This is a genomic window from Streptomyces griseorubiginosus, assembly GCF_017614965.1.
Classification (GTDB): domain Bacteria; phylum Actinomycetota; class Actinomycetes; order Streptomycetales; family Streptomycetaceae; genus Streptomyces; species Streptomyces griseorubiginosus_B.
Genome location: NZ_WVUG01000019.1, coordinates 32,268 through 56,814, shown reverse-complemented (window position 1 = coordinate 56,814; position 24,547 = coordinate 32,268). Strand labels below are relative to the sequence as shown.

Genomic DNA, 24,547 nt, shown 5'->3' with positions numbered 1-24,547 from the left:
GCTGACGCCGTGCAGGGCGCGGATGTTGCCGTAGGACTTGCCGGCGCCTCGTAGCTCGACGATCGGGGTGTCCCCGCCCTCCGGCGGGGTGTCCGCGAGGATCGCTCCGTGGGTTCCGGTTCCGTTGTCTGTCATCGGGTCACCTCCGGGTCATGGTGCGCTGGACCCACAGATTGATCAGGACGGCGCCGAGCAGCATGACGCCGAGGAAGGCCTTGAACCAGTCGGGGTTCCAGCCGGCGTACACGATGCCCTGCTGCACCATGCCGAACATGAACGCGCCGAAGACCGGGCCGATGGCGGAGCCGTAGCCGCCGGTCAGCAGACAGCCGCCGATCACCGCGCCGGAGATGTAGATCAGCTCGATGCCGACACCCTCACCGGACTGGACGGTGTTGAACGAGAACAGCTGGTGCATGCCGACGAACCAGGCGCCGAAGCCGACCAGCATGAACAGGGAGATCTTGGTGAAGGCCACGGGGACACCGACGGCCCGCGCGGAGTCCTTGTTGCCGCCGACCGCGAAGATCCAGTTTCCGTACCTGGTGCGCAGCAGCACCCAGGTGGCGATCGCCGCGAACAGCAGCCACCAGAACACGGTGATCTTCACCTGCACGCCGCCGATGTCGAAGCTGGAGGCGAAGACGTCCTTGGCCGTGTTGAAGCCGTCCATGTCGCTGATGTCGTCGGTGGCGACGTTGCCGGTGACCAGCTTGGTCACCGCGAGGTTGACGCCCTGGAGGATCAGGAAGGTGCCCAGGGTGACCAGGAAGCTGGGCAGACCGGTCTTGACGACCATCCAGCCGTTGAAGAAGCCGATGGCCAGGGACACGATCAGCGCGGCGACGACGCCGACCCAGACGTTGAGGGTCAGCTGGTAGGCCGTCATGCTCGCGGTCAGCGCGGAGGTGATCACGCCGACGCCGGACGACAGGTCGAACTCACCGCCGATCATCAGCAGGGCGACCGGGATGGTCACGATGCCGAGAGTGGACGACTGGTAGAGGATGTTCGCCATGGCGCTGGCCTCGCGCACCGGCGGGGCGGCGATCAGGAAGAACACGTAGACCGCCACGGCGCCGAGGAACACACCCACCTCGGGCCGGGCCAACAGGCGTACGGCCAGGGGACGTTCGGCCGTCCGGCCGTCGGTCTCCTTGGGGCCGGGGGCCGGCGGTGTCTTCACCGCCGGCTCGGCGTGCTGGGTCATACTCGTCACCTGGTGCCCTTCGCGGCGAACTGCGCGACCTGGGCGACGTTGGACTTGTCGACGAAGGCCGGGCCGGTCAGCACGGGCTGCTCACCGCCGCCGCTGTAGTTGCCGTTGTTCTTGTAGAGCCACAGCGAGTCGATCGCCAGGTAGCCCTGCAGGTACGGCTGCTGGTCCACCGCGAACTGGATCGTGCCCTTGCTGATGGCGGTGGTGAGGTCCTTGTTGAGGTCGAAGGTGGCGACCTTCGCCTTGGAGCCGGCGTCCGACACCGACTGCACCGCGGTCAGCGCGAAGGGCGCGCCGAGCGTGGCGACGTAGTCGATGGAGGTGTCCTGCTTCAGCTTGGCGGTGATGGTCGACTTCACGGACGGCATGTCCGTGCCGTTGACGTTGAGGACCTCGGTCTTGCCGGAGAAGGTGCTCTTCAGGCCGTCGCAGCGCTGGGTCAGACCGATGTTGCCCTGCTCCTGGACGACACAGACGGCGTGCTTGGCGCCGAGCGCGTTGAGCTTCTTGCCGAAGGCCTCACCGGCCACCGTCTCGTCCTGGCCGAAGAACTCCATCAGACCGAGCTTCTTCCAGTCGCTCACGCCGGAGTTGAGGCCGACCACCGGAATGTTGGACGACTTGGCCTTGGCGATGACGGCCTTGAGGGCGTCCGGCTTGGCGAGGGTGACCGCGATCCCGTCCACCTTCTGGTCGATCGCGTTCTGCACCAGGTTGGACTGGTTGCCCGCGTTCGGGTCGGCGGAGTAGATCAGCTTGATGTTGTCCTTGGCCGCGGCCGCCTCGGCACCCTTGCGGACGATGTCCCAGAAGGTGTCGCCGGGCGACTGGTGCGTGACCAGCGCGACGGTCATGCGGGGGGTGGTGGCCTTGCCGGCGGAGGCCGCCGCGCCGTTGTCCTCGGACTTCTTGCCCCCGGAACTGCTGGAGCAGCCGGCGAGGGTCAGGGCAGCCGCCGCAGCCACCGCGACGACGGGTACGAGTCTGCGGGAGCGGGGGTGAGAAGAGCGGTCCATCTTTCCTGGCACCTCACTGTGCTTTCGGGGGAAAGGAAGGGATCTCGAAGATCCAGAGCCCGGGATCTTGGCATGTTCGGGTCGTCCGCCGCAAACGCGGCGGTTGCGCTGGGACGGGATCAAACCCCCGGCCGCGCCCGCTGTCAATACTTTGTTAAGACATCATTTCACGAGCTAGTCCGAATGTAAGTACAAACTATTGACAGCGCCCTCGGTCGGGGCCTACACCTGGGAGGCGGCAGGCCCCTTGGGACCCGCGTCCCCAGTCCCGTCCGAGGAGCACACATGGCCGAGTCAGCCCCGCCCTTCGACTTGATCACCATGGGCCGTATCGGGGTGGATCTCTACCCCCTGCAGTCGGGTGTGGCCCTGCCGCGGGTCGAGACCTTCGGCAAGTTCCTCGGCGGTTCGGCCGCGAACGTCGCGGTCGCCGCCGCCCGGCTCGGCCGGTCCACCGCGGTGATCACCCGCACCGGGGACGACCCCTTCGGCGTCTTTGTGCACCAGGCGCTGAAGGAGTTCGGCGTCGACGACCGCTGGGTCGCGCCCGTCGCCGCGTACCCGACACCGGTGACCTTCTGCGAGATCTTTCCGCCGGACGACTTCCCTCTTTATTTCTACCGGCAGCCTAAGGCCCCTGACCTGGAGATACACACCGGGGACCTGGACTTCTTCGCCATTCGGGCGAGCCGCGTCTTCTGGATCACCGGCACCGGCCTGAGCGAGGAGCCCAGCCGCTCCGCCACGCTGGCCGCCCTGAAGGCCCGCGGCAGGACCGGCGTCACCGTCTTCGACCTCGACTGGCGGCCGCGGCTTTGGGGTGACACAGCCTGGAAGGACCCCGGGGAAGCCCGGCCCTACTACGCGGAGGCCCTGCGGCACGCCACCGTCGCGGTCGGCAACCTCGACGAGTGCGAGGTCGCCACCGGCGTGCGCGAACCGAGGGCCTGCGCCGAGGCGCTGCTCGCGGCCGGGGTGCGGCTGGCCGTCGTCAAGCAGGGCTCCGAGGGCGTGCTGGCGGTGCACCGTGACGGCACCACCGCCGAGATCCCGCCGGTCCCGGTGGAGGTGGCCAACGGACTCGGCGCGGGCGACGCCTTCGGCGGTGCGCTGGTGCACGGTCTGCTGTCCGGATGGGAGTTGGCCGAAACCATGCGGTACGCGGGCGCGGCCGGGGCCCTGGTCGCCTCCCGCCTCGCCTGCTCCGCCGCGATGCCCACCGCGGCCGAGGTCGAAGACCTGCTGGCGCGAGCCACTGTCGCCTGAAACGGAGCCTTCCTTGACCCTCAGCATCCCCGGCCTCGTCTCGGTCCGGGTCCGGCACCCCGAGGCGATCGCCGAGGCGGCCGCGCGGCGCAGGCGCCGGCCGCTGCTCGGCGTCAGCGGCCGCCTGATGATCGTGGCCGCCGACCACCCGGCTCGCGGCGCCCTCGGCGTCGGCGGCCGCCCCCTCGCCATGGCGGACCGGAGGGACCTGCTGGAGCGCCTGTGCGTGGCGCTGTCCCGGCCCGGCGTCGACGGGGTGCTGGCCACCGCCGACATCCTGGAGGACCTGCTGCTGCTCGGCGTGCTCGACGACAAGGTTGTCATGGGCTCCATGAACCGCGGGGGCCTCGCGGGCGCCGCCTTCGAGCTGGACGACCGCTTCACCGGCCACCGCGCCGAGGACATCGCCCGCCTCCGCTTCGACGCGGGCAAGCTGCTGCTGCGCATCGACTACGCCGACCCGGGCTCGCTGACCACGCTGGAGTCCACCGCCCGCGCGATCGACGCCATGGCGGAGCGCCGGCTGCCGCTGTTCGTCGAGCCGTTCGTCTCCCACCGGATCGACGGCAGGGTCCACAACGACCTGTCCGCCGAGGCCGTCACGAAGTCCATCGCCATCGCCTCGGGCCTCGGCGGCACCTCCGCCTACACCTGGCTGAAGCTGCCCGTCACCGAGGACCCGGACGCCATGGGCGAGGTCCTGGAGACCTCCACCCTGCCGACGGTCCTGCTCGGCGGCGAGGTGGGCGAGGACCAGGAGGGCGCCTACGAGCGCTGGCGCAAGGCGCTCAGGCTGCCGACGGTGCTGGGGATGGTCGTCGGCCGGTCGCTGCTCTACCCGGCCGACGGCAGCGTGGAGAACGCGGTGGACACGGCTGTCGGGCTGCTGTGACCCCGGCTGTCATGACACGGACGAGGAGTGCCCTATGACCTACCACCTTCCCGCCGGAAAGGCCCTCGGCGGCCCCTACGTCGTGGACGTCACCCCCGAGAAGGCCGGCTGGGGCTACTCCAGCCTGCGCGTGCTGGAGCTGCCGCCGGGCGGCACGCACTCCTTCAACACCGGCGAGAGCGAGTGGATCGTGCTGCCGCTCAGCGGCGGCTGCACGGTGACGTCCGACGACGACTTCGGCCACGACACCTTCGAACTCACCGGCCGCGAGAGCGTGTTCAGCGCGGTCAGCGACTTCGCCTACGTGCCGCGTGACGCCCGTACGACCGTCACGAGCGCCGGCGGCGGACGGTTCGCCCTCACCGGCGCGCGCTGTACCCGCCGGCTGCCCGCCCGCTACGGGCCGGCCTCCTCGGTTCCGGTGGAGCTGCGCGGCACCGGCAACTGCTCCCGGCAGGTCAACAACTTCGGCGCGGCAGGCGTCCTGGAGTGCGACAAGCTCATCGCCGTCGAGGTGATCACGCCGGGCGGCAACTGGTCGTCGTTCCCGCCGCACAAGCACGACGAGCACCGGCCGGGCGAGGAGTCCGTCCTCGAAGAGGTCTACTACTTCGAGTTCGCGGGCCATGACGGCATCCCCGGCCTCGGCTACCAGCGTGTCTCCCCCTCCGGACACGGTCGGGGCACCGACGTCCTGGCCGAGGTCCGCGACGGCGACGTCGTACTGATCCCCGACGGCTGGCACGGACCGTCCATGGCCGTGCCCGGCCACCACATGTACTACCTCAACGTCATGGCGGGCCCCGAGCCCGAGCGCGCCTGGCTGATCTGCGACCACCCCGATCACGCCTGGATCCGCGACACCTGGGCCGGCCGGCCGGTCGACCCCCGCCTCCCCCTCTACACGGCACCGGAGAAGTCCTGATGAACACCCCCACCCGCCGCCTGACCGTCGCCCAGGCCCTGGTGCGGTTCCTGTCCGCCCAGTACACCGAGCGCGACGGCGTACGACAGCGGCTGATCGCCGGCACCTGGGGCATCTTCGGCCACGGCAACGTCGCCGGCCTCGGCCAGGCCCTGCTGGAGGCGGGCGAGGACACCATGCCGTTCCACCAGGGCCGCAACGAGCAGGCGATGGTGCACGCGGCCGTCGCCCACGCCCGCCAGCTGGACCGGCTCTCCGCGCAGGCGGTCACCACCTCCATCGGCCCCGGCGCCACCAACCTGGTCACGGGTGCCGCCCTCGCCACCGTCAACCGCCTCCCGGTCCTGCTGCTGCCCGGCGACTACTTCGCCACCCGCGTCGCAGACCCGCTGCTGCAGCAGCTGGAGCACCCGGTGGAGGCGGACCTGTCGGTGAACGACACCCTGCGCCCGGTCTCCCGGTACTTCGACCGCGTCACCCGCCCCGAGGCCCTGATCCCCTCCGCGCTGAACGCCATGCGCGTCCTCGCCGACCCGGTGGAGACCGGCGCGGTCACCCTGGCCCTGCCGCAGGACGTCCAGGCCGAGGCGTACGACTGGCCGGAGGAGTTCTTCGCCGAGCGCGTGTGGCACGTACGGCGTCCCGCCCCCGATCCGCAGGAGCTGGCCCAGGCGGTGGCGGCGATCAGGGGCGCCCAGCGTCCGCTGATCGTCGCGGGCGGCGGCGTCCACCACAGCCGGGCCGAGGACGCGCTGAAGGCGCTGGTGGACGCGACCGGCATCCCGGTCGCCTCGACCCAGGCGGGCAAGGGCTCGCTGCGCCACGACCACCCCGCCGACCTCGGCGGCATCGGCCACACCGGCACGGCGGTCAGCGACGACATCGCGCGCGGGGCCGATCTGGTGATCGGTGTGGGGACCAGGTACACGGACTTCACGACCGCCTCCAACACGCTCTTCCAGCGGCCGGACGTCCGCTTCGTCAACCTCAACATCGCGGCCTTCGACGCGCACAAGCTGGCCGCCCGCACGGTGGTCTGCGACGCGCGCGCCGGGCTCGCGGCGTTGACGGAGGCGCTGGCCGGTCATCGTGTGAACCGGGTTTACGAGGACGAGTACCGCGCCGGAAAGGAACGCTGGGAGCAGGTCGTCGAGGCTGCTTTCACCGCCCCCGACGACAGCGCCGTCCCGACCCAGACCCAGGTGCTCGGCGCCCTGGACGCGGTCGTCGGTGACGAGGACGTGGTGATCAACGCGGCCGGTTCGCTCCCGGGCGATCTGCACAAGCTGTGGCGGGCCCGCAGCCGGCGCCAGTACCACCTGGAGTACGGCTACTCGTGCATGGGCTACGAGATCCCGGCCGGCATCGGCGTCCAGCAGGCCGCCCCCGGCACCCCCGTCTGGTCGCTGGTCGGTGACGGCACGTATCTGATGATGCCGACGGAGATCGTCACCGCCGTCCAGGAGGGCCTGCCGGTCAACCTGGTCCTCATCCAGAACCACGGCTACGCCTCGATCGGCGGCCTGTCCGAGTCCGTCGGCGGCGAGCGCTTCGGCACCGCCTACCGCTACCGGGCCGCCGACGGCACCTTCTCCGGTGCCCCGCTCCCCGTCGACCTGGCCGCCAACGCGGGCAGCCTCGGCATGGACGTCCTGCGCGCCAAGACGGTCCGCGAACTGCGCGAGGCGCTCGCCGCGGCCCGCGCCTCCGACCGCCCGACCTGCGTGTACGTCGAGACCGACACCGCCACCGCCACCGCTCCCCCGGCGGAGGCCTGGTGGGACGTGCCGGTCGCCGCGACCGCCTCCCGCGAGGCCGCCCTACGGGCCCGCGAGGAGTACGACCGCCAGGTCGCCGGCCAGCGCCGCCACCTGTGAACCCCCGCCCCGTGAAAGGCCCGTGCCCCATGAAGACCATCACCCACTGGATCGGCGGCAAGCCGGTCGAGTCCGCCTCCGGCCGCTTCGGCGCCGTCTACGACCCGGCGACCGGCGCGCAGGAGAAGCAGGTCGGCTTCGCGACCGTCGACGAGGTGGACGCCGCCGTCGCCTCCGCGAAGGCCGCGTTCGAGACCTGGGGCACCTCCTCGCTGGCCGGGCGCACCGCGGTGCTGTTCGAGGTGATCACCACGCGCTGGCCGGACCCGGCCGACTCGGGCATCAACCTCGGTTTCCCCAGCCACTCCTGACGTCACGTCAGACTCATCGGAGGGAGGTGCGTCCATGGCGAGGACCCGTGGCGCAACCCGTGCCGCGACCGCTCCCGCGCTCGAATCCCTGGACTTCGCGCTGGACCGGGGCAGCCCGGTACCGCTCTACTACCAGCTCGCGCAGCAGTTGGAGGCGGCGATCGAGCACGGGGCGCTCGCCCCGGGCAACCTCCTGGGCAACGAGATCGACCTGTCGACCCGTCTGGGGCTGTCCAGACCCACGGTCCGGCAGGCCATCCAGTCCCTGGTCGACAAGGGTCTGCTGGTGCGCCGCCGGGGTGTCGGCACCCAGGTGGTGCACAGCCAGGTCAAGCGCCCGCTGGAGCTCTCCAGCCTCTACGACGACCTGGAGGCGGCCGGCCAGGGCCCGACCACGCGCGTGGTGCGCAACGAGCGCGAGGCGGCCTGCGCCGACGTGGCGGCCGCGCTCGGCGTCGCGGAGGGCAGCGAGGTGATCGCGCTGGAGCGGCTGCGCCTGACGCACGGCCAGCCGGTCGCGTTGCTCACCAACCACCTCCCGGCGGCCCTCCTCGCACTCGACACCGAGCGGCTGGAGTCGACCGGCCTGTACCGGATGATGCGCACCGCCGGCATCACCCTGCACAGCGCCCACCAGAGCATCGGCGCCCGCTCCGCCACCGCCGAGGAGGCCGGCCGCCTCGACGAGAAGGAGGGCGCCGCCCTGCTGACCATGCAGCGCACGGCGTACGACGACACGGGCCGCCCCGTCGAGTACGGCACGCACATCTACCGGGCGTCGCGCTACGCGTTCGACTTCCAGCTGCTCGTGCGGGCGTAGGGGGCAGGACGGCGGGCCCGTCCGAGGCCCGTCCGCCCTTGACTGACCGGGGGCGGGCCGGAACAATCGTATGGATACATCGTAAATGTACGATGCCTACGAAGGGCCGAGCGCCCATGAGCGCACCGTCAACAGTCCTGGTCACCGGTGGGGCGGGCTTCATCGGCAGTCACACGTGCGTCGACCTGCTGGACCACGGCTACGAGCTGATCGTCGTCGACGACTACTCCAACAGCACGCCGCAGGTCTTCTCCCGGGTCGAGCGGATCGCCGGCCGTTTCGTCGGCACCGTCTACGAACTGGACATCCGGGACCGGCACGCCCTGTCGTCCGTCTTCACCCGGCACTCCGTGGACGCCGTGGTGCACCTGGCCGCCGTCAAGTCCCCGAGCGGGTCCCTGAAGCGGCCCGTCGAGTGCTACGACACCAACGTCGGCGGCACCACCGCCCTGCTGTCGACCATGCACGAGCACGGTGTGCACCGCCTGGTGTTCGCCTCCTCCTGCGGGGTCTACGGCGACGCCGGCCCCGGTCTGCTCGACGAGGCCACCCCCGCCCGGCCGGTCACGCCGGACGCGGCCTCGAAGTGGCTGTGCGAGCAGATCCTGGCGGACGTCTGCCGCCGCTGCCCCGAGTACACGGTGCTGTGCCTGCGGTACGCCAATCCGGCCGGCGCGCACCCCAGCGGGCTGCTCGGCGAGGACCCGCCGGGCGGAGCCGAGAACCTGATGCCCTCCGTGGCCCGGACCGCCGCCGGCCGCCAGAACCTGGTGGACATCCACGGCGGGGACTACCCCACCCCCGACGGCACCGCGATCCGCGACTACATCCACGTCATGGACACCGTCGAGGCGCACCGCGTGGCGCTCGACCACCTCGTCGGCGCCCCCGGCATGCGGGTGTACAACATCGGCCTGGGGCAGGGCAGTTCGGTTCTGGACGTGGTCGCCGTCTTCTCCGAGGTGTGCGGTGCGCAGGTGCCGTACCGGATCGGTCCGCGCCGTCCCGGCGACGTCGCCGGACTGGTCACCGACGCGAGCGCCGTCACCCGGGCCTGGGGCTGGCGGCCCACCCGTGACCTGACCGACATGTGCCGGGACGCCTGGCGGTTCCAGCAGCTCAATCCCCATGGCTACGCGGACTGTTCCCGGTGATCCGGGGAGGTTCCCGCCCGGAGGCGTGTGCCGATGACGCGGACCCACCGGTCGATGACCGTCTACACCGTCGTCGTGGCGGGTCTGACCTGTGTCTCCATGACCCTCGCCGACGCGCATGTCGTGGTCGAGGCCCTCATCGGCCTGGGCAGCGCCGTGGCCGTCCTCACCGGCGTGCGACTGCACCGTCCCGCGCGCAGTTGGCCGTGGCTGGCCCTCGCCGCCGGCCTGCTGGTGTTCATCGCGGGTGACACGTACTACGACGTGCAGGACCAGTACTTCCGGGCGCTGGACCCCTCTCCGGCGGACGCCTGCTACCTGGCGGTGTACCCCCTCTTCGCCGCGGGACTGTCCGGCCTCGTCCGGTACAGCTGTGGCCGCCGGGACCTGCCCAGTGTGCTGGACGCCCTGATCGTCACCGCCGGGCTGGGCCTGCCGGTGTGGATCTACCTGGTGCAGCCGCTCGCCGCGCTGGACGGGCTCACCTGGCAGCAGCGCGCGATCAGCCTCGCCTACCCGCTGGGCGACCTCCTGCTGCTGGCCATGCTCGTCCGGCTGCTCGCGGCCGCCCCGGGCACCCTGCACAACCGTGCCGTGCAACTGCTCGGTCTGGGCATGCTGACGCTGCTCGCCTTCGACATCACCTACGGGATCCTGCGGCTCGACGAGAGCCAGCCGCCCGACACCCTGCTGGACGCCGGCTGGATCGTCTTCTACCTGACCTGGGGGCTGGCCGGCCTGCACCCCTCGATGGCCCGGCTGACCGATCCGGAGCCCCGGGCGGAGTCCCTGCGGCCGCAGTGGCGCAGGCTCGTCGTACTGACCGTCGCCACGCTGATCGCACCCGGCATCCTGGTCATCGAGGAGCGGACGGGCACCGTGCGCCACGCCACCGTGCTGGCCACGTTCTCGGCCATGCTGTTCCTGCTGGTCATCCTGCGGCTCGCGGGCATGGTCGTCGCCCACCGCAAGGCGGTGTCACGCGAGCATGCGCTGCGCGCGGCGACCGCCTCCCTCGTGGCGGCCATGGCTCCGGGCGAGATCGCGCGGGCCTGCGACACGGCGGTCACGGCCCTGGTGGGGCCGGACGTTCCCCATATGACCCTGCTCGTGCCGCCCGGACGGTCCCGGCGCCTCCACGAGCTCCTCGCGGGCGCGGAGGCTCCCGGGGCCCCGCGGGGCGGCCCTCGCCACGGCTGCCGCCTGGTCCCCGCCGACCGGCTCGGTCCGGACCTCGCCCCCGCTCTCGGCGAGCTGCCGAACGCCCTGGTGTGCGCCGTCGGCCAGCCCGACCGCAGGGCCGGCGACGACCTCCCGAGCATGCTGGTGGCCGCGGGACCGGAGCGCCGGCTCGCCGACGTGCGCGGCTCCGTGGAGATCCTCGCCTCGCACGCGGGACTGGCCGCGGACCGTATCGCCCTGCGCCGGGAGATCGTGCACCGGGAGAGCGAGGCGTACTTCCGCACGCTGGTCCGCAGCGCCTCGGACGTCATCCTGATCGTCAACGACGACACGACCGTGCGGTACGCCAGCCCCTCCGCCGAGGCCGTCCTGGGCAGCGCCGCCCTGACCGGCACGGCGCTGCGGGAACTGGTGGACCCCCGGGACCGCGACCGGGTGGAGAGCACCCTTATGGCGCCGGACGGCGACGCGCGCCGGGAGAGCCACGACCACTGGCGGGTGCTGCGCGGAGGCGGCCACATCGAGGTGGAGGTGCGCTGCCGCGACCTGCGGCGGGACGAGACCGTGGGCGGACTGGTCGTCACCCTGCGGGACGTGACCGAACAGCGCCGGCTGCAGCAGGAACTGACCCAGCGGGCCTTCCACGACCCGGTGACCGGCCTGCCCAACCGCACGCTGCTGCTGGAGCGGACCCACCGCGCGCTGCTGCGCGGGCGACGCGAACCCGCGCTGACCTGTCTGCTCTTCATCGACCTGGACGACTTCAAGAACGTCAACGACACCCTGGGACACTCCTGCGGCGACCAGCTCCTGAAGGCGGTCGGCGAGCGGCTGGAGGGGACGCTGCGCCGTACCGACACGGCGGCACGGCTCGGCGGCGACGAGTTCGCGGTGCTGATGGAGGACGCCAAGCTGCCGCTGGACGCCGAACTGCTGGCTGCGCAGGTCATCCAGACCCTGAGCCGGCCCTTCCGGCTGTCCGGCGAGACCGTGAACGTCTCCGCCAGCGTGGGCGTGGCCACCGCTCTCGACACCACGGACGCCCAGGAACTGCTGGCCCTCGCCGACGTGGCCCTGTACGCGGCGAAGGCGGCGGGCAAGCGCCAGTGGCGCCGCTTCCGGCCCCAGCTGCGGACCCGCATGACGCAGCGCCAGGATCTGCGGGTGCGGCTGGACGACGCGATCGCCCGGGACGAGTTCGCGCTGCTGTACCAGCCCGTGGTGGACCTCGTCACGGACGAGGTGGTCGGCTTCGAGGCGCTGGCCCGCTGGCCGCACCACCGGCACGGGCCCGTACCGCCCAGCCAGTTCATCCCGCTCGCCGAGGAGACCGGGCACATCACGCCGCTGGGCGCCTGGGTGCTGCGCAGCGCCGCCGCCGACATGGCCCGGCTGCAGCACGAGGTCGGGCGGCCGGCGCCGCCGTACGTCAGCGTGAACGTCTCCGGACGTCAGTGGCAGGAGCAGGGCTTCGTGGACGAGGTCTCCCGCGCCCTGGACACGTCGGGTCTGGCCCCGGGCTCACTGCAGCTGGAACTCACGGAGTCGGTGCTGATGCGACGGGACGAGCAGATCGACGAGCTCGTCCGGGAGCTCAGGGACCTCGGTGTGCGCATCGCCGTGGACGACTTCGGCACCGGGTTCTCCTCGCTGCGCTATCTGCACGACTTCCCCGTGGACGTCCTCAAGATCGACAAGTCGTTCATCGACGACATCCCCGAGGACGCCCGGCAGCTCAAACTCGTCGAGGGGATCGTCCGCCTCGCCGGCACGCTCGAGGTGCAGGTGATCGCGGAGGGCGTCGAGGTGTCGCGGCAGCGCCAGCTGCTGACCGCCATGGGCTGCCGGTACGGACAGGGTTTCCTGTTCGCGCGTCCGATGACGGCGCAGGAGGGGGCTGCCGTGGTGCTTGACGGACGCGCCCTCAGCGACGGGTCCGACGGGTCGGGGACCCTCAGCGACGGGGGCAACCTCAGCGACGGGTCGGGGCGAGGGACGACAGGGCGAACGCCGTCTCCACCAGCGCGACGTGGCTGAACGCCTTCGGCGCGTTGCCCAGCTGGCGGCCCGCGTCCGGGTCCCACTGCTCGGCGAGCAGACCGACGTCGTTGCGGATGGCGAGGACCCGTTCGAAGACCTCCCGGGCCTGTCGCGGATGTCCGGTCGCGGCGAGGCTCTGGGCGTACCACAGGGAGCACGACACGAACGTTCCCTCGGGGTCGCGGATGCCGTCCGGCGTGTGCTCGGCGGCGTACCGGCGCACGAACCCTCCGTGGTCCAGCCGCCGCATGGCGCGCACGGTGCCGCGCACCCGCTCGTCACCGGCGGGCAGGAAGCCGAGGCGGGGGATCAGCAGCGCCGAGGCGTCGAGGGCCGAGGAGCCGTAGAACTGCACGAAGGACCGCTGCCCGCCGTCCCACCCCTTGCGGCAGACGTCCCGGTGGACCTCGTCGCGCATGGCCCGCCACACACCGGAGGAGCCGTTCCTGCCGAGCAGCACCCCCATGCGCACGGCACGGTCGGCGGCCACCCAGGCCATGACCTTGGAGTGGACGAACTGTCTGCGCGCTCCCCGCACCTGCCACATCCCCTGGTCCGGCCGGCGCCAGTGCCGCTCGAGGTGGCCCATGAGCACCTCCACCAGGTCCCACACATGGGCCGGCATGGGGATCCCGGCGCGCAGCGACAGCCAGAGCGTGTCCATGACCTCGCCGTACACGTCGAGCTGGAACTGAGTCATCGCGGTCCCGAACCGGACCGGCCGCGAACCCTCGTAACCGGTCAGCCACGGCGCCTCGGTCTCCGTCAGGAGCCGTTGGCCCTCGACGCCGTAGACGGTCTGCAGATGGTCCGGGTCACCCGCGACGGCCCGTACGAGCCAGTCCAGCCAGGCCGTGGCCTCCTCCCGGTAGCCGCTGCGCAGCAGACACGACTGGGTGACGGTGGAGTCGCGCAGCCAGCAGTACCGGTAGTCCCAATTGCGCTCTCCTCCCACGCAGCCGGGAAGCGACGTGGTCGGTGCCGCGACGACGCCGCCCGTGGGGGCGTACGTGAGCGCCTTGAGGGTGATCAGGGAGCGCATCACCGCCTCGCGCCACGGTCCGGCGTAGCGGCACCGGGCGCTCCAGCGTCGCCAGAACTGACTGGTCTCCTTCAGCGCCGTCTCCGCCGGAACGTACAGCGGTGGGGGCGGCTCGGTCAGGTGCGACGGGGACCAGACGAGCGTCAGGGCGATCCTGCGGCCGGCCGTGACCACGAAGTCGTGCACCGTCCGGTCCGCCCGGTCGGGCCCGTGCACCGGCCCGTCGGCATGCAGCCAGACGGCGTCAGGACCGGCGACCGCGACCGTGCCGGACTCGCCGACCCGGATCCACGGCAGCACACGGCCCTGGTGGAAGCGCAGCCGGAGTTCGCTGCGCACGGTCACCCGGCCCCACAGGCCCTCCACCATGCGGACCAGGCACGGCGACTGCGTGCGCGGGGGCATGAAGTCGACGACCCGCACGGCGCCGGTCGCGCCGTGCCACTCCGTTTCCAGGATCAGGGTGTCCCCGCGATAGGTCCGGCGGGCACACCGGCCGCCGGCGACGGGTGCCACCCGCCAGAACCCGTTGTCCCGGGTGCCCACGAGCGCGGCGAGACAGGCCGGCGAGTCGAACCGGGGCAGGCACAACCAGTCGACCGATCCGTCCCGGCCGACCATGGCGGCGGTTTCCAGGTCGCTGATGAGGGCGTAGTCCTCGATGGGCGCGTTCATGACGGAAGCCGCTCGTAATCGCACCGCTCGGAGTCGCACCGCTCGGAGTCGCCGCGCCCGTGGCCGCACCGGCGCGCGGAGGCGGGCCGCAGCAGCGGCTCCCACCAGGAGCGGTGCGTCCGGTACCAGTCGACCGTCTCCTCCAGGCCCGTGACCAGGTCCTTGCGGGGCGCGAACGCGAGCTCCGTGCGGATCTTCGTGCAGTCGACCGAGCGGCGGTGGTCGCCGCCGCTCCGGCCGTCGTCGACGAACCGGACCATCCCCCGGTCGGCCCCGCAGACGCCCAGCACCAGCCCGGCGAGCTCCCGGTGGGAGAGTTCGTCGCCGGCGCCGACGTTGTAGACCTCGCCCGGGCGTCCGCCCCTGCGGACCAGTTCGATGCCGCGCACCTGGTCGTCGACGTGGATCCAGTCACGGACGGTGAGCCCGTTGCCGTACAGCGGCACGGGGCTGTCCTGCAGGACGTGGGTGATGATCAGCGGGACGACCCGCTCGGGGAACTGATGGTGCCCGTAGCTGGTCGAGCACCGGACCACCCGCACGTCGATGCCGTGGGTGCGGTGGTACGCCAGCGCCAGCAGGTCGGACGCCGCCCTGGAGGCGGCGTAGGGCGAGTTGGGCCGCAGGGGGGCGGTCTCGGGCCAGGAGCCGGCGCGCACGGAGCCGTAGACCTCGGCGGAGGAGACATGGACGAACCTGCGCAGCCCGTGCCGCAGCGCCGCCTCCAGCAGGGTCTGCGTCCCCAGGACGTTCGTGCGGACGGCGGGAGCGCCGGCGGCGAAGTGCACCACCTGGTCGTGCGCCGCGGCCAACGCGTCGACGAGGTCCCGGTCGCAGATGTCGCCGCGGACGAAGGAGAAGCCCCGCGCGTGACGGACGTCGTCCAGGTTGGCGGGGTTTCCGGCCCGGGTGAGCTTGTCGAGAACGGTCACCGCGACATCCGGGGGGCCGCCGGGACCCAGCATCGTACGGACGTAGTGCGAGCCGATGAAACCGGCTCCGCCGGTGACGAGGATGCGGGTGGGGAGGATGGTCCTGTTCCGCGTCATGATCACCGCCCGGATTGATCTTTAGTGCGTATGTTTACACCGTATACGTAAATCATCCGCCCGGAATCCCGTCGAGTCAACCCCGCCCGACAGACCATTGCCGACGCCTTCCAACTGCACGCCGCGCGGGGCGATTCAGTACCTTTGACCGAATTATCCTCCGGTGTGTCAGACGTCACTGGAACCGGCCGGGCATCTGCAACTCGGGGAAACCACAAGCATTTCCGCGAAATATCGGCATGCTTCGACGCGGAACGCCCCTTGCGCATGAAATCCGCCTCGCGCAGAGTCCATGACCGTTCAGCCCGCCATTGCTTCGCGCATGCGCAGGCTCAACTGCCGAAGCCTGGGGGGCGAAAGGGTCACACCGTACATGCCGACAAAACACACAGCTGTCATTGCGCGACACCGCCGCCCGTTTGCCGCGCGCACAAAGGCGGGCGGTCTTCTGCTCGCCACCGCCGTCCTCGCCGGCGGCGCACTCGTCCAAGCGGCACAGGCCAAGGCGTCGACGGCGCCGATCGTCGTCGACTCCCTGTCCGTCTCCGCGACGCCGGACGGGCAACTCAAGGCCACCACCAGGGTGCACGCCACAAAAACGATCAAGGTGCAGGCCCTTGCCGTAGCCGCGCGTTCCGCCGGCGGTGGAGCCTTCGACTTCCCCGGCGCCGCCCCGGCCACCCTCAGCACGTCGCCCACCACCTACACCTCGGGCAGTCGCGCGTTCCCCGCCGGCACGTACACGTATTTCGTGTCCTACAAGCTGCACGGCATCTGGTACCGCCTTTCTCCGGTGAATTCCTTCACCGCCGAAGGCGGTTCGGCCTCCACGCCGTCAGGAACACCGACGGTGACGGCCTCCCCTTCCCCCACCGTCTCGACACCGACTCCCACGCCGACGCCGACCGCCACACGCACAGCCACATCCACACCCACGGCCTCTTCCTCGACCTCCGACGCGCCGCTCGGCGTTCCGGGGACGTGGCGCAACGTATTCGACGACGAATTCAACGGCACGAGTCTCGACGGCTCGAAGTGGAACCCGAACTGGCTCGGTTGTTCCGGTTGCACCACCAAGCCCGTCAACTCCGGCGAACTTTCCGCCTATTCGCCCTCGCAGGTGAGCGTCAGCGGCGGAAATCTCCATCTGAAGGCCGTCCAGCAGTCGGCGACGGTCAACGGCACGACCTATCCGTACGTCTCCGGCCTGGTCGAGAGCAACGGCAAGGCCCAGTTCACCTACGGTGCTTTCGAAGCCCGTATCTACACCCCCGCGTCCGGTACTCAGATCGCGAACTGGCCCGCCTTCTGGACCGACGGGCAGAACTGGCCCACCGACGGGGAGATGGACGTCATGGAGGGGCTGGGCGGCTCGGCCTGCTACCACTTCCATTCCCCGGCCGGCGGTCCGGGCGGCTGCGCCTCCGGCTCGTACACCGGATGGCACACCTACGGCGCTGAATGGGCGCCGGGCTCGGTCACGTACTACTACGACGGCAAGCAGGTCGGACGCATCACGACCGGGATCACGTCCGCTCCGATGTACCTGATTCTCAACAACGCCGTCAGCTCCACGCACGGCGGACCCACCCAGGTCCCGGCCGACATGATGGTCGACTACGTGAAGGTCTGGCAGCACTGACCGACCCGGCACCTTCCCGGACGCCGGCCCGCCTCCCGCGGGCCGGCACCGCTCCGCGCCCCCTCGCAGGGTCGCCCACGGCGTCGTCGCGGGCACGGACCGCTGACCGCGCCTTTGTCGGTGCCGTCACCGGTCCGGTCACGCCGGAAGAGCCCGGTACGGTCGCCCCACCGAGGCCCTCAACCGACGGTACGCCCGCCATCCCCGGGTGCGCATGCCCTCGGCGAACGGCGCGACGGGGGCGCCCTCGCCACGGGTCCACTGTCCGAAGCGCTCCCGGCTCGTGTCGGCCCGCACCATGAGCCGGGCGAACCACAACGGGTCGTCCCGGAGCGAGCTGAGGGCCGAAGCGGCTCGGATGGCGGCAGCGGAGGTCCATCCCGACTCCCCCACCAGCGCGCGGACGCGGCTGCTCGAGTAGCCGTGCGGGTAGGCGAACGCGTCGAGGGCGTGACCGAGGGCGTCCTCGAGCTCCCGCTTGCATCCGCCGACTTCCTCCCGCACGGCCTTCCGCGGCAGGGTGTCGAGTTGCGGATGCGTCCTGCTGTGACCGCCGATCTCGAATCCGGCCGCGTCCAGTTCCCGGACCTGGGCCCAACTCAGCATCTCGACCGCCGGAAAGGGTCCGCGGCGCGAGCGCTGTCCGGGGACCCCCAGGGCGCCGGTGGTGACATACAGCGTGGCCGGCAGTCCCCTGGCGTGGAGCAGCGGAGCCACCGTCGAGGCGAAGTCCGCGTATCCGTCGTCGAAGGTCAGCACGGCGGACCGGCGCGGTGGCTGGGGCCCTCCGAGGAGAGCCGCCACCAACTGCCTCAGCGGGACCGGGCGCAGACCGCTGTCGGCGATCATGTCCAGCTGTTCCACGAACGCGCGAGGAGTCACCGTGAACGGCGCGAGCCATGACGGTGGGTCGTCGGACACGGCGTGATAGAGGAAGACGGGTATGGCGTTCATGAGCTGCCCGCATCCCGTGTCCCCGAGGAACGGAGCCGTCCGACGAGGTAGCCGGTGCCGGTCGCGCAGACCCCCGCGGACAGCGCCCCCAGAGTGCGCACGGCACCGGGACGCCCCGTCCGTCGCAGGTTTCTGACCAGGGCGCGCGGAATGGTGGAGCGCAGGTAGGCGCGCTCACTGGTCAGGGCCGGCCCGCTGCCGTCGTACCGCGCCACCAGCGCCTTGGACCGTCCCTCGCCGTAGCAGCGAGACCGGAAGTACGACCACCGGGTACGGGCCTCGGGGACACGGTGGCGCACCGCCGCCGCCGGCTCGTACAGCAGGACGGCGTCAGGTCGGCGGGCAGTGATGCGCAGACACAGATCCGTCTCCTCGCAGCCCGCGGTCGGCCGGTCGCTCACCCTGCCCAGAGTGTCGAGGAATCCGCCGACCGCGAGCAGCTCCGTTCTGCGGAAGGACATGTTGGCCCCGATGAAGTTGCGCACGGGAGCGGTCCGTTCGGGCAGTCCCCGGTACGAGCAGCCCACCACCCAGTCGAACTCCGGCGGGAACCACACAGGACGATGGGTGGACCAGCGCGGCCTGACCAGTCCCCCCACTCCGACCACCCTCGGGTCGTCGTACGGTGCCAGCAGACGGTCGGTCCATTCCGGTTCCGCCGCCGCGTCGTCGTCGAGGAAGGCGACCACGTCGCCGTGCGAGACCGCGACGCCCGTGTTGCGGGCCCCGGACAGGCCGCGGGGGCCACTGCTGGGCACCACCCGGACACCCGGCAGCTCCCTCGACGCCCGCTCGTACAGCGGCCGGCAGTGGTCGACGACCAGCACGATCTCGTCCGGGGGGTTGTGCTGGTTCCGCACCGAGGTGACGGCGGCCCGCAGGTCGTCCCACCTCTCGAGGGTGTAGGCGCAGACGACGACCGACAGGGTGACGGAGGGGCGGGAGGGGGGCATCGCGTCGTTCATGAGGACCTCTTGTCCGGTCCGATCGGAGTGCGGAGTCAGGAGCGGTCGCCGGTGAGACGTCCGCGCAGATAGCCGAAGGGTCCGTACGCCATTCCGCGCAATTCCAGGAGTGCGAGGCGTCGTGACCAGCCGGCCTCGGGGTCGGCGCCGCGCGCACGCGATCGGAGCATGGCGTGGCGGATGCCACCGGGGAGCCTGCGCAGCAAGGCAGGCAGCCTGCGCGGATCGCCCGCCATCGCCGCTGTGAGGTAGGCGGTGAGTCCGGCCCCGTATCCGAAGGCCTGGGCGGTCACGGCGTCCGGTGTCCGGCGGTGCCGGTGCCAGACGATGGCATCCGGCTGGTAGGCCAGAGTGTGACCTGCGCTCAGGACCTCGAAGAAGGCGAGCAGATCGTCACCGCCGCGCGCAGGGGTTCCGGCGCCGGTGGCGGTGTCGAAACCGCCCAGGGAGCGCAGTACGCCGGCCCGGAAGGCCATGTTGGCGCCGGAGCCGAAACGCCCGGCGGTGAAGGGGAAGAGCGGGTCGGCCGGCGGCTGCGACAGTGACCATGCGCACGGCGTGCAGCCCTTGGCGAAGCCTCCCTGGCGTTCCAGCGCGGCCTGTGCCGGCGTCTCCAGTTCGGCGGGGACGATCAGTCCGGTGACACAGCCGGCTCGCGGTTCGCCCACGAACGTCTCGGCCAGGGCGGCGAGCCATCCGGAGTCGACGAGCGTGTCGTCGTCCGTGAAGGCGACGACCGATCCGTCAGTGTGGGCGAGTCCCCGGTTGTGGGCCCGGGCCAGTCCGGCGACGGGTTCGCGGACGTAGCGGACCTGCCCACGGAACTGCCGGCGGATCAGGGCCTCGGCCGCGTCGTCGGCCGGGTCGTTGTCGACGACGACGATCTCGAACCGGGGGTAGTCCTGCCGCAGCAGGGAACGGAGGCAGTGGCGCAGTTGCTCCGGGCGGTCGTGGGTGGCCACGACCACGCTGATGAAGGGCGCCCGCCCCAGCGCGCGGCGCCTCGCGGCCTGGCAGGGGGGCCACGCGGCGGTGCGGGCGCCGGACGCCTGCGCCCGGTCCGCCTCCTGATGCCGGGCGAGCTGTTCCGCCAGCTCCCCGTGCGCCGCTCGGCTGACCGCTCGCCACAGGCCGCCGGGGCCGGAGGCGTTCACCGTGTCGACCATGCCCAGCGGATGGCCGTGGAGTCGTACGAGGGCGCGCACCGGCCCCTGCGGTTCCGACGGCAACGGACCGGCGGGGGAACGGAGTTCGCCCGGGCGCCCCAGGTCGACGTCGACGACACGGATTCCGTACCCGACACCGGTGGGACGCACCGCGACGGAGGTCATGACGCGGTGCGCACACCCGCGGCGGAGGAGTGCGCACCCGGCCGCTCCGAGATCAGGGTTCGCAGCACCCGGCGGCCGTCCGTGATGGCGTGCAGGTTGGAACGGCCGTTGCGCCGGGGCAGTTCGAGGCTGGGGACCTCGGCGATGCGCAGCCCGGAACGCAGGGCATGCACGATCATCTCGGTCTCGATCTCGAATCCGGTGGCGTGCAGGTCCAACTGGTCGAGGAAGCTTCTGCGGAAGGCGCAGAAGCCGTAGCACAGGTCGGTCAGGGACGCGTGGTAGAGCCGGTTGACAGCCGCCAGCAGCATCTGGTTGCCCAGCCGCCTGATGGGGGTGATGTCCAGGGAGCCGCCGCCCTCGACGAACCGGGAGCCCTTGACGAAGTCGTAACCGTTCTGGAGGAAGTGCAGGTAGTGGGGGATCTCGGTCGGCGACATGCTGCCGTCGGCGTCCATCATCACCACGTTGTCGCCGGTCGCCGCGAGAAAGCCCGCCCGCAGGGCGTTGCCCTTGCCCGGGCCGCTTTGCCGGACGAAGCGCACGGCGGGCAGGCAGTGCCGGGCCATGGGGACCGTCGCGTCGCTGGAGTCCCCGTCGACGAGGATCACCTCGTCCACGCACGCCGGGATCTGCTCGAAGACCCAGGGGATGTTCCGGGCCTCGTTGAGCGCCGGAACGACCAGGCTCACCGTGGCCCCCTGCCTGCCCCCGCTGCTGGTGATCCAGTCGCTGTACACGATCTCGCACCTCCGCACTACGCCATATGCTTACGCCGTATATTTCCACCTTCGTACCGGTTTGGGTATTGCGTCAAGTGCGTCCGTCGGTAATTCCTCGGGTGCCGCGGTCCTGGGCGTCGCGGGGCCGACTCGGCCGGTCACTGCTGCCAGACCCGCACCCAGTCGACCGTCATGCGGGCCTCCCGCACCGAGGGCGGCGGCGAGTGCGGAAGCCCGACCGCCAGATCGACCAGCACTTCCATCGGGACGTGCGGGACCCGCTCGGGGTCGGTCACCCTGAGCCGTGCGACGCCGTCCACGAACCAGGTCAGCTCATGCCTGGTCCACAACAGCGCGAACACGTGATAGTCGGCGGGGAAGTCCTCCGGGCCATAGGTCCCCCGCTCCGTGCGGCGCGCGCCGTCCCCGCCCCGCCAGTGAGTGGACATCAGGACCTGCCGGGTACTTCCCAGGAACTCCATGACATCCAGCTCGGGCGGCGTGTGCCGGGACGCGGGCATCATCCAGAAGGCCGGGAACATACCCGCCTGGGAAGGAATCCTGACGGCGGACTCGAAGTATCCGTAGGTGAAGGTCCTGCGGGGGCGGCCGTCCCAGTGGTCACGGCCGGTCGAGATCATGCCGGAGGTCCACGGATAGGTCTTGCCGTCGCTGCCCCGGGTGGGGCGACGGACAGCGGTCAGGGAGAGAGCGCCGTTGCCCACGGTGACCTGACCGGGCAGGTACCACTGCTCCTCGTGGTTGCTGCTGTTGGTGCAGCCGTCACGGTTCCAGTCGTAGCAGGTGGCCCAGCGGCGGGTGTCGAGGGACGAACCGTCGAACTCGTCGTGAAAGATCAGCTTCCAGTGACCCGGCGCGGGCGGAGGCCTGCTCGTACCACCGTGGCCGCAGGCCGTCGCCACCAGCAGCGCGGCGACGGCGAGCGCCCGCCGGACCCGGCCGACCCGCATGTCTATCGCCGGTCGCCGGGATGCGCCGGCCGCCCCGTGGCCCGGCTGTCGCTGGACGGGCCGGGGTCCGAAGGCGCTCCCTCTGGCGGAGCCGGCCGGGACGGGTCGGCCGACGGCACCGAGGGATCGTGAGCCGGATTCCGCCGCGAGGCCCGGGCGCGCCCGGGGCCGCGCGGCACGGGCAGCAGGGCCAGCGCCGAGGTGACGAAGGCCAGCGTCGCCAGGGCCCGGAGGGTCGTGAAGACCCCGCCCAGATAGAAGGGCACGACGACCACGACCGCCAGAGCGAGGCTGACCACCAAGGACAGGACGGCCGTCTCCAGCATGGGCGTCCGACCGGTCTCGCGCCCCGCCGGCGGTCGCGCCCACCGACTGGCCGCCAGCCCGGGGCAGACCAGCAGAAACAGCGTTACCACCAAGGCGCGCAGGACGCTTCCGGCCGGAAGTCCGCTCGCGGCCACGGCCAGCCAACCGGACAGCGCGAGGCCGCATCGGAGCGGAAGGGCCCAGCGCGGCGAGGGGCCGGTGCGGAGCAGGGTCATCGTTCTCCTCCCCCGCCCGGGTTCTCGTAGCGGTAGACCACGGCGTCCTTGTTGCGGAAGACGGTCGTGTAGCCGGGCGCCTTCGTGATCTGGGACTCGAGCCGTTGCACGGTGTCGGCGGGCAGCGTCCCGTTCAGATAGCACTCGGCGGCCTGCGCCCTGCTCAGCACGATGTAGGCAGGCTTCGCGGCGGTGGTGTGCGCCAGGAAGGGCTCCACGCCGGCCAGCGGATTCCGGGCCAGCCGCTGCCGGTCGCCGAGTTCCTGCTCGTCGAGCTGAACATGGGGGTGCTTGTCGTAGTAGGCGTCCAGACCCGGAACGGCAGACGTCACGGAGACGATCAGGGACCCGGGACGAGTGGACGTGACGAACCGGCCGGCGGAGACCTCGTCCTTGGTGAAGTAGTTCGCCGCCTCCTTGCCGTAATAGCCGAAGAGCAGGCCGCCGAGCAGGGCCAGCAGCACCGGAGTGACGGCGAGAACGCGCAGCAGCGGCCTGCGGTCCCACGGGAAGAACAGCGCGGCGACGAGGAGGGCGGCGGCGGGCAGCGCGAACAGGTAGGCGCGGAAGATCATCTCGCCGCCGTAGGCGTTGGCGACCAGGAGCGGCAGGGGGGCCAGGACGAGAAGCGGCAGACCGGTACGACGGGTCCACCGGCGACTCAGGAAGGCGACGGCCGCCAGCAGGAGGACCGCCGCGGACAGCCCGCGGTCGACCCAGGACACCTCCACCTGGCCCGGCGCCGCGGTACCCAACTGGGCCAGTCCGGACACCACGTTGGCGTCGGGCTGCACCAGCGCGCCGAGGAACTGAGGCAGATTGGCGGAGACATAGGGTCTGGCGACGGTGGTGTCCCACACCGCCGTCAGCAACACCGCGCCGGCCGCGACCGGCAGCACCACACGCCGGTTGCGGCGCGGAAGGGACAGCGCGACCAGTGCGCTGATCATCATCAGGGGTGTGAGGGGGTGCGAGCAGATGATCACGCCCTCGATCAGCAGCACGACGGCCAACCTGCCGACGGTCCAGCCGATGGGCGTGGCGGCGGGGAGCCGGCGCGCCGAGGAGGGCAGCTGCGCCATGACCAGGGCGATCAGCGTCACGAAGAGCAGGAACGCGAACGCCTGGGGAGCGAAGTAGTCCTGTCCCACCCAAGAGCACGAGTAGTAGATCCACGCGGCCGCCCAGATCAGCCGTCTGTCCCGCGTCACCGCCCGGTAGACCAGCAGCAGGGGGGCGAGCAGCAGCGCGTTGAAGACCGGAGGGGTCCAGGCCGCGTAACCGAGCGCCGAGTCCAGGCCCGTCGCTTGGAGGAAGAACGCGTTGAGCTGGAAGAAGCCGGGCCACTGGTTGTAGAGCTCGAGCTTGCCGGCGTTGGGAACCGTACCGCCGTTCCTGATCACCGCGTCGACGATCGCGACATGCTTCCAGGCCCAGCCGTAGCGCAGGGTCGGATAGAGCAGCGAGGGGGTGGCGTGGATGACCGCGATCAGCCCCAGGACGTAGCCCGCGAACCAGCCGTTGGGCGTCCGCCGGTCGGAGAGCGCCGTGCTGAAGCCGAGGGCGAGCAGACCGAGGGCGACCCAGAACACCACGGGCAGCACCTGCAGCAGCCCCAGATCCTTCATGCGGCTGAGGTCCACACCGCGCAGGGAGGCGAGCCACAGGCCGAGCGAGACGGGCAGGGCTACCCGCACCCACACCTGGCGCGTGGGGTACGGCCTCCCCAGCCGCCGCGCCGTGGGCGGATCGGACGGACCGGACCGTCGGGCGCCGGCCTTGGTACGCGGCCCCGTTCGATGGCCGCTCGTCTGCGTCGGGTACCTGCCCATGCGGATGCCTCCCGCAGAGCGGCTGGAACATGTGTGCCGAAAAACGGCTGGACATCACGTTACTTTCATTCGCCGCGACCGGCAGTTCGTGGCGGTTCGCGCCGTCACCGCTCCGGTCGC

General features: G+C 71.2%; 19 protein-coding genes and 2 pseudogenes. 9 read left to right on the top strand and 12 right to left on the bottom strand.

All coding sequences use genetic code 11. The annotated features are described in order from the left end of the window. The 3 genes and pseudogenes from GRC12_RS45365 to GRC12_RS06285 form a co-directional block, all read right to left on the bottom strand. A pseudogene (locus GRC12_RS45365) lies at window positions 1–135 on the bottom strand (sugar ABC transporter ATP-binding protein); the annotation flags it as partial. A 4-nt stretch (window positions 136–139) separates the two neighbouring features. Further along, complete coding sequence (locus GRC12_RS06290; protein ID WP_208778066.1) at window positions 140–1,210, bottom strand: ABC transporter permease; 1,071 nt, start codon at window positions 1,208–1,210, stop codon at window positions 140–142. Window positions 1,211–1,215: 5 nt separating this feature from the next. Then, complete coding sequence (locus GRC12_RS06285) at window positions 1,216–2,235, bottom strand: sugar ABC transporter substrate-binding protein (protein WP_208778065.1); 1,020 nt, start codon at window positions 2,233–2,235, stop codon at window positions 1,216–1,218. 285 nt (window positions 2,236–2,520) lie between these two features. Between GRC12_RS06285 and iolC the strand changes: the two genes are divergently transcribed. From iolC to GRC12_RS06245, 8 genes and pseudogenes are all read left to right on the top strand, one after another. Further along, window positions 2,521–3,501 carry a 5-dehydro-2-deoxygluconokinase gene (gene iolC, locus GRC12_RS06280; RefSeq protein ID WP_208778064.1) on the top strand — a complete coding sequence of 327 codons (981 nt, stop codon included), beginning with the start codon at window positions 2,521–2,523 and terminating at the stop codon, window positions 3,499–3,501. Window positions 3,502–3,514: 13 nt separating this feature from the next. Further along, on the top strand, window positions 3,515–4,393 hold the full coding sequence (locus GRC12_RS06275) for a Cgl0159 family (beta/alpha)8-fold protein (protein WP_208778063.1): 879 nt from the start codon (window positions 3,515–3,517) through the stop codon (window positions 4,391–4,393). A 34-nt stretch (window positions 4,394–4,427) separates the two neighbouring features. Next, window positions 4,428–5,318 (top strand): 5-deoxy-glucuronate isomerase, encoded by an 891-nt coding sequence (gene iolB, locus GRC12_RS06270; protein WP_208778062.1) that lies wholly within the window; start codon window positions 4,428–4,430, stop codon window positions 5,316–5,318. Continuing rightward, entirely contained in the window at window positions 5,318–7,195 is a 1,878-nt protein-coding gene (gene iolD / locus GRC12_RS06265) for a 3D-(3,5/4)-trihydroxycyclohexane-1,2-dione acylhydrolase (decyclizing) (RefSeq protein ID WP_208778061.1), read from the top strand. The genes iolB and iolD overlap by 1 nt, the downstream gene beginning before the upstream one ends. Window positions 7,196–7,224: 29 nt before the next feature. Next, window positions 7,225–7,437: pseudogene (locus tag GRC12_RS06260) on the top strand (aldehyde dehydrogenase family protein); the annotation flags it as partial. Between the two features lie 103 nt (window positions 7,438–7,540). Further along, window positions 7,541–8,326: a GntR family transcriptional regulator gene (locus GRC12_RS06255; RefSeq protein WP_208778060.1), complete on the top strand. Its 786-nt coding sequence runs from the start codon at window positions 7,541–7,543 to the stop codon at window positions 8,324–8,326. A gap of 116 nt (window positions 8,327–8,442) precedes the next feature. Beyond that, on the top strand, window positions 8,443–9,480 hold the full coding sequence (galE, locus tag GRC12_RS06250; RefSeq protein WP_208778059.1) for a UDP-glucose 4-epimerase GalE: 1,038 nt from the start codon (window positions 8,443–8,445) through the stop codon (window positions 9,478–9,480). A gap of 33 nt (window positions 9,481–9,513) precedes the next feature. After that, on the top strand, window positions 9,514–12,699 hold the full coding sequence (locus GRC12_RS06245; RefSeq protein WP_244372100.1) for a putative bifunctional diguanylate cyclase/phosphodiesterase: 3,186 nt from the start codon (window positions 9,514–9,516) through the stop codon (window positions 12,697–12,699). On the opposite strand, the gene GRC12_RS06240 is transcribed toward GRC12_RS06245, so the two are convergent. Continuing rightward, window positions 12,635–14,419, bottom strand: coding sequence for a glycoside hydrolase family 15 protein (locus tag GRC12_RS06240; RefSeq protein WP_208778058.1), 1,785 nt, complete (start codon window positions 14,417–14,419; stop codon window positions 12,635–12,637). The two genes, GRC12_RS06245 and GRC12_RS06240, sit on opposite strands and share 65 nt — an antisense overlap. Further along, window positions 14,416–15,468, bottom strand: coding sequence for a dTDP-glucose 4,6-dehydratase (locus tag GRC12_RS06235; RefSeq protein WP_208778057.1), 1,053 nt, complete (start codon window positions 15,466–15,468; stop codon window positions 14,416–14,418). Before GRC12_RS06235 ends, GRC12_RS06240 begins: the two co-directional genes overlap by 4 nt. A 373-nt stretch (window positions 15,469–15,841) precedes the next feature. On the opposite strand from GRC12_RS06235, the gene GRC12_RS06230 reads away from it, so the two are divergent. Continuing rightward, window positions 15,842–17,110: a glycoside hydrolase family 16 protein gene (locus GRC12_RS06230; protein WP_208778056.1), complete on the top strand. Its 1,269-nt coding sequence runs from the start codon at window positions 15,842–15,844 to the stop codon at window positions 17,108–17,110. A 138-nt stretch (window positions 17,111–17,248) separates the two neighbouring features. On the opposite strand, the gene GRC12_RS06225 is transcribed toward GRC12_RS06230, so the two are convergent. The 7 genes from GRC12_RS06225 to GRC12_RS06195 all read right to left on the bottom strand — a co-directional run bounded on the left by GRC12_RS06225 (window position 17,249) and on the right by GRC12_RS06195 (window position 24,292). Then, a complete protein-coding gene (locus GRC12_RS06225; RefSeq protein ID WP_208778055.1) occupies window positions 17,249–18,064 on the bottom strand; it encodes a polysaccharide deacetylase family protein in 816 nt (271 codons plus the stop codon). Further along, window positions 18,061–19,029, bottom strand: a complete 969-nt coding sequence (locus GRC12_RS06220) for a glycosyltransferase family 2 protein (protein ID WP_244372098.1) — start codon at window positions 19,027–19,029, stop codon at window positions 18,061–18,063. The genes GRC12_RS06225 and GRC12_RS06220 overlap by 4 nt, the downstream gene beginning before the upstream one ends. A 35-nt stretch (window positions 19,030–19,064) precedes the next feature. After that, complete coding sequence (locus GRC12_RS06215; RefSeq protein WP_244372096.1) at window positions 19,065–20,360, bottom strand: glycosyltransferase; 1,296 nt, start codon at window positions 20,358–20,360, stop codon at window positions 19,065–19,067. Continuing rightward, the gene (locus GRC12_RS06210; RefSeq protein WP_308286486.1) at window positions 20,357–21,100 is read right to left on the bottom strand and encodes a glycosyltransferase family 2 protein; all 744 of its coding nucleotides are present in this window, start codon (window positions 21,098–21,100) and stop codon (window positions 20,357–20,359) included. Before GRC12_RS06210 ends, GRC12_RS06215 begins: the two co-directional genes overlap by 4 nt. Window positions 21,101–21,240: 140 nt before the next feature. Next, complete coding sequence (locus GRC12_RS06205) at window positions 21,241–22,053, bottom strand: glycoside hydrolase family 16 protein (RefSeq protein ID WP_208778053.1); 813 nt, start codon at window positions 22,051–22,053, stop codon at window positions 21,241–21,243. Between the two features lie 2 nt (window positions 22,054–22,055). Next, window positions 22,056–22,595: a hypothetical protein gene (locus GRC12_RS06200; RefSeq protein WP_208778052.1), complete on the bottom strand. Its 540-nt coding sequence runs from the start codon at window positions 22,593–22,595 to the stop codon at window positions 22,056–22,058. Next, window positions 22,592–24,292, bottom strand: coding sequence for a glycosyltransferase (locus GRC12_RS06195; protein ID WP_308286485.1), 1,701 nt, complete (start codon window positions 24,290–24,292; stop codon window positions 22,592–22,594). The genes GRC12_RS06200 and GRC12_RS06195 overlap by 4 nt, the downstream gene beginning before the upstream one ends. Window positions 24,293–24,547: the final 255 nt, after the last annotated feature.

Bases quoted from the DNA above. Each gene is read 5' to 3' on its own strand.
- GRC12_RS06290 (WP_208778066.1), bottom strand. From the start codon at position 1,210: ATGACCCAGCACGCCGAGCCGGCGGTGAAGACACCGCCGGCCCCCGGC.
- GRC12_RS06285 (WP_208778065.1), bottom strand. From the start codon at position 2,235: ATGGACCGCTCTTCTCACCCCCGCTCCCGCAGACTCGTACCCGTCGTC.
- iolC (WP_208778064.1), top strand. From the start codon at position 2,521: ATGGCCGAGTCAGCCCCGCCCTTCGACTTGATCACCATGGGCCGTATC.
- iolB (WP_208778062.1), top strand. From the start codon at position 4,428: ATGACCTACCACCTTCCCGCCGGAAAGGCCCTCGGCGGCCCCTACGTC.
- iolD (WP_208778061.1), top strand. From the start codon at position 5,318: ATGAACACCCCCACCCGCCGCCTGACCGTCGCCCAGGCCCTGGTGCGG.
- GRC12_RS06255 (WP_208778060.1), top strand. From the start codon at position 7,541: ATGGCGAGGACCCGTGGCGCAACCCGTGCCGCGACCGCTCCCGCGCTC.
- galE (WP_208778059.1), top strand. From the start codon at position 8,443: ATGAGCGCACCGTCAACAGTCCTGGTCACCGGTGGGGCGGGCTTCATC.
- GRC12_RS06245 (WP_244372100.1), top strand. From the start codon at position 9,514: ATGACGCGGACCCACCGGTCGATGACCGTCTACACCGTCGTCGTGGCG.
- GRC12_RS06240 (WP_208778058.1), bottom strand. From the start codon at position 14,419: ATGAACGCGCCCATCGAGGACTACGCCCTCATCAGCGACCTGGAAACC.
- GRC12_RS06235 (WP_208778057.1), bottom strand. From the start codon at position 15,468: ATGACGCGGAACAGGACCATCCTCCCCACCCGCATCCTCGTCACCGGC.
- GRC12_RS06230 (WP_208778056.1), top strand. From the start codon at position 15,842: ATGCCGACAAAACACACAGCTGTCATTGCGCGACACCGCCGCCCGTTT.
- GRC12_RS06225 (WP_208778055.1), bottom strand. From the start codon at position 18,064: ATGAACGCCATACCCGTCTTCCTCTATCACGCCGTGTCCGACGACCCA.
- GRC12_RS06220 (WP_244372098.1), bottom strand. From the start codon at position 19,029: ATGAACGACGCGATGCCCCCCTCCCGCCCCTCCGTCACCCTGTCGGTC.
- GRC12_RS06215 (WP_244372096.1), bottom strand. From the start codon at position 20,360: ATGACCTCCGTCGCGGTGCGTCCCACCGGTGTCGGGTACGGAATCCGT.
- GRC12_RS06205 (WP_208778053.1), bottom strand. From the start codon at position 22,053: ATGCGGGTCGGCCGGGTCCGGCGGGCGCTCGCCGTCGCCGCGCTGCTG.
- GRC12_RS06200 (WP_208778052.1), bottom strand. From the start codon at position 22,595: ATGACCCTGCTCCGCACCGGCCCCTCGCCGCGCTGGGCCCTTCCGCTC.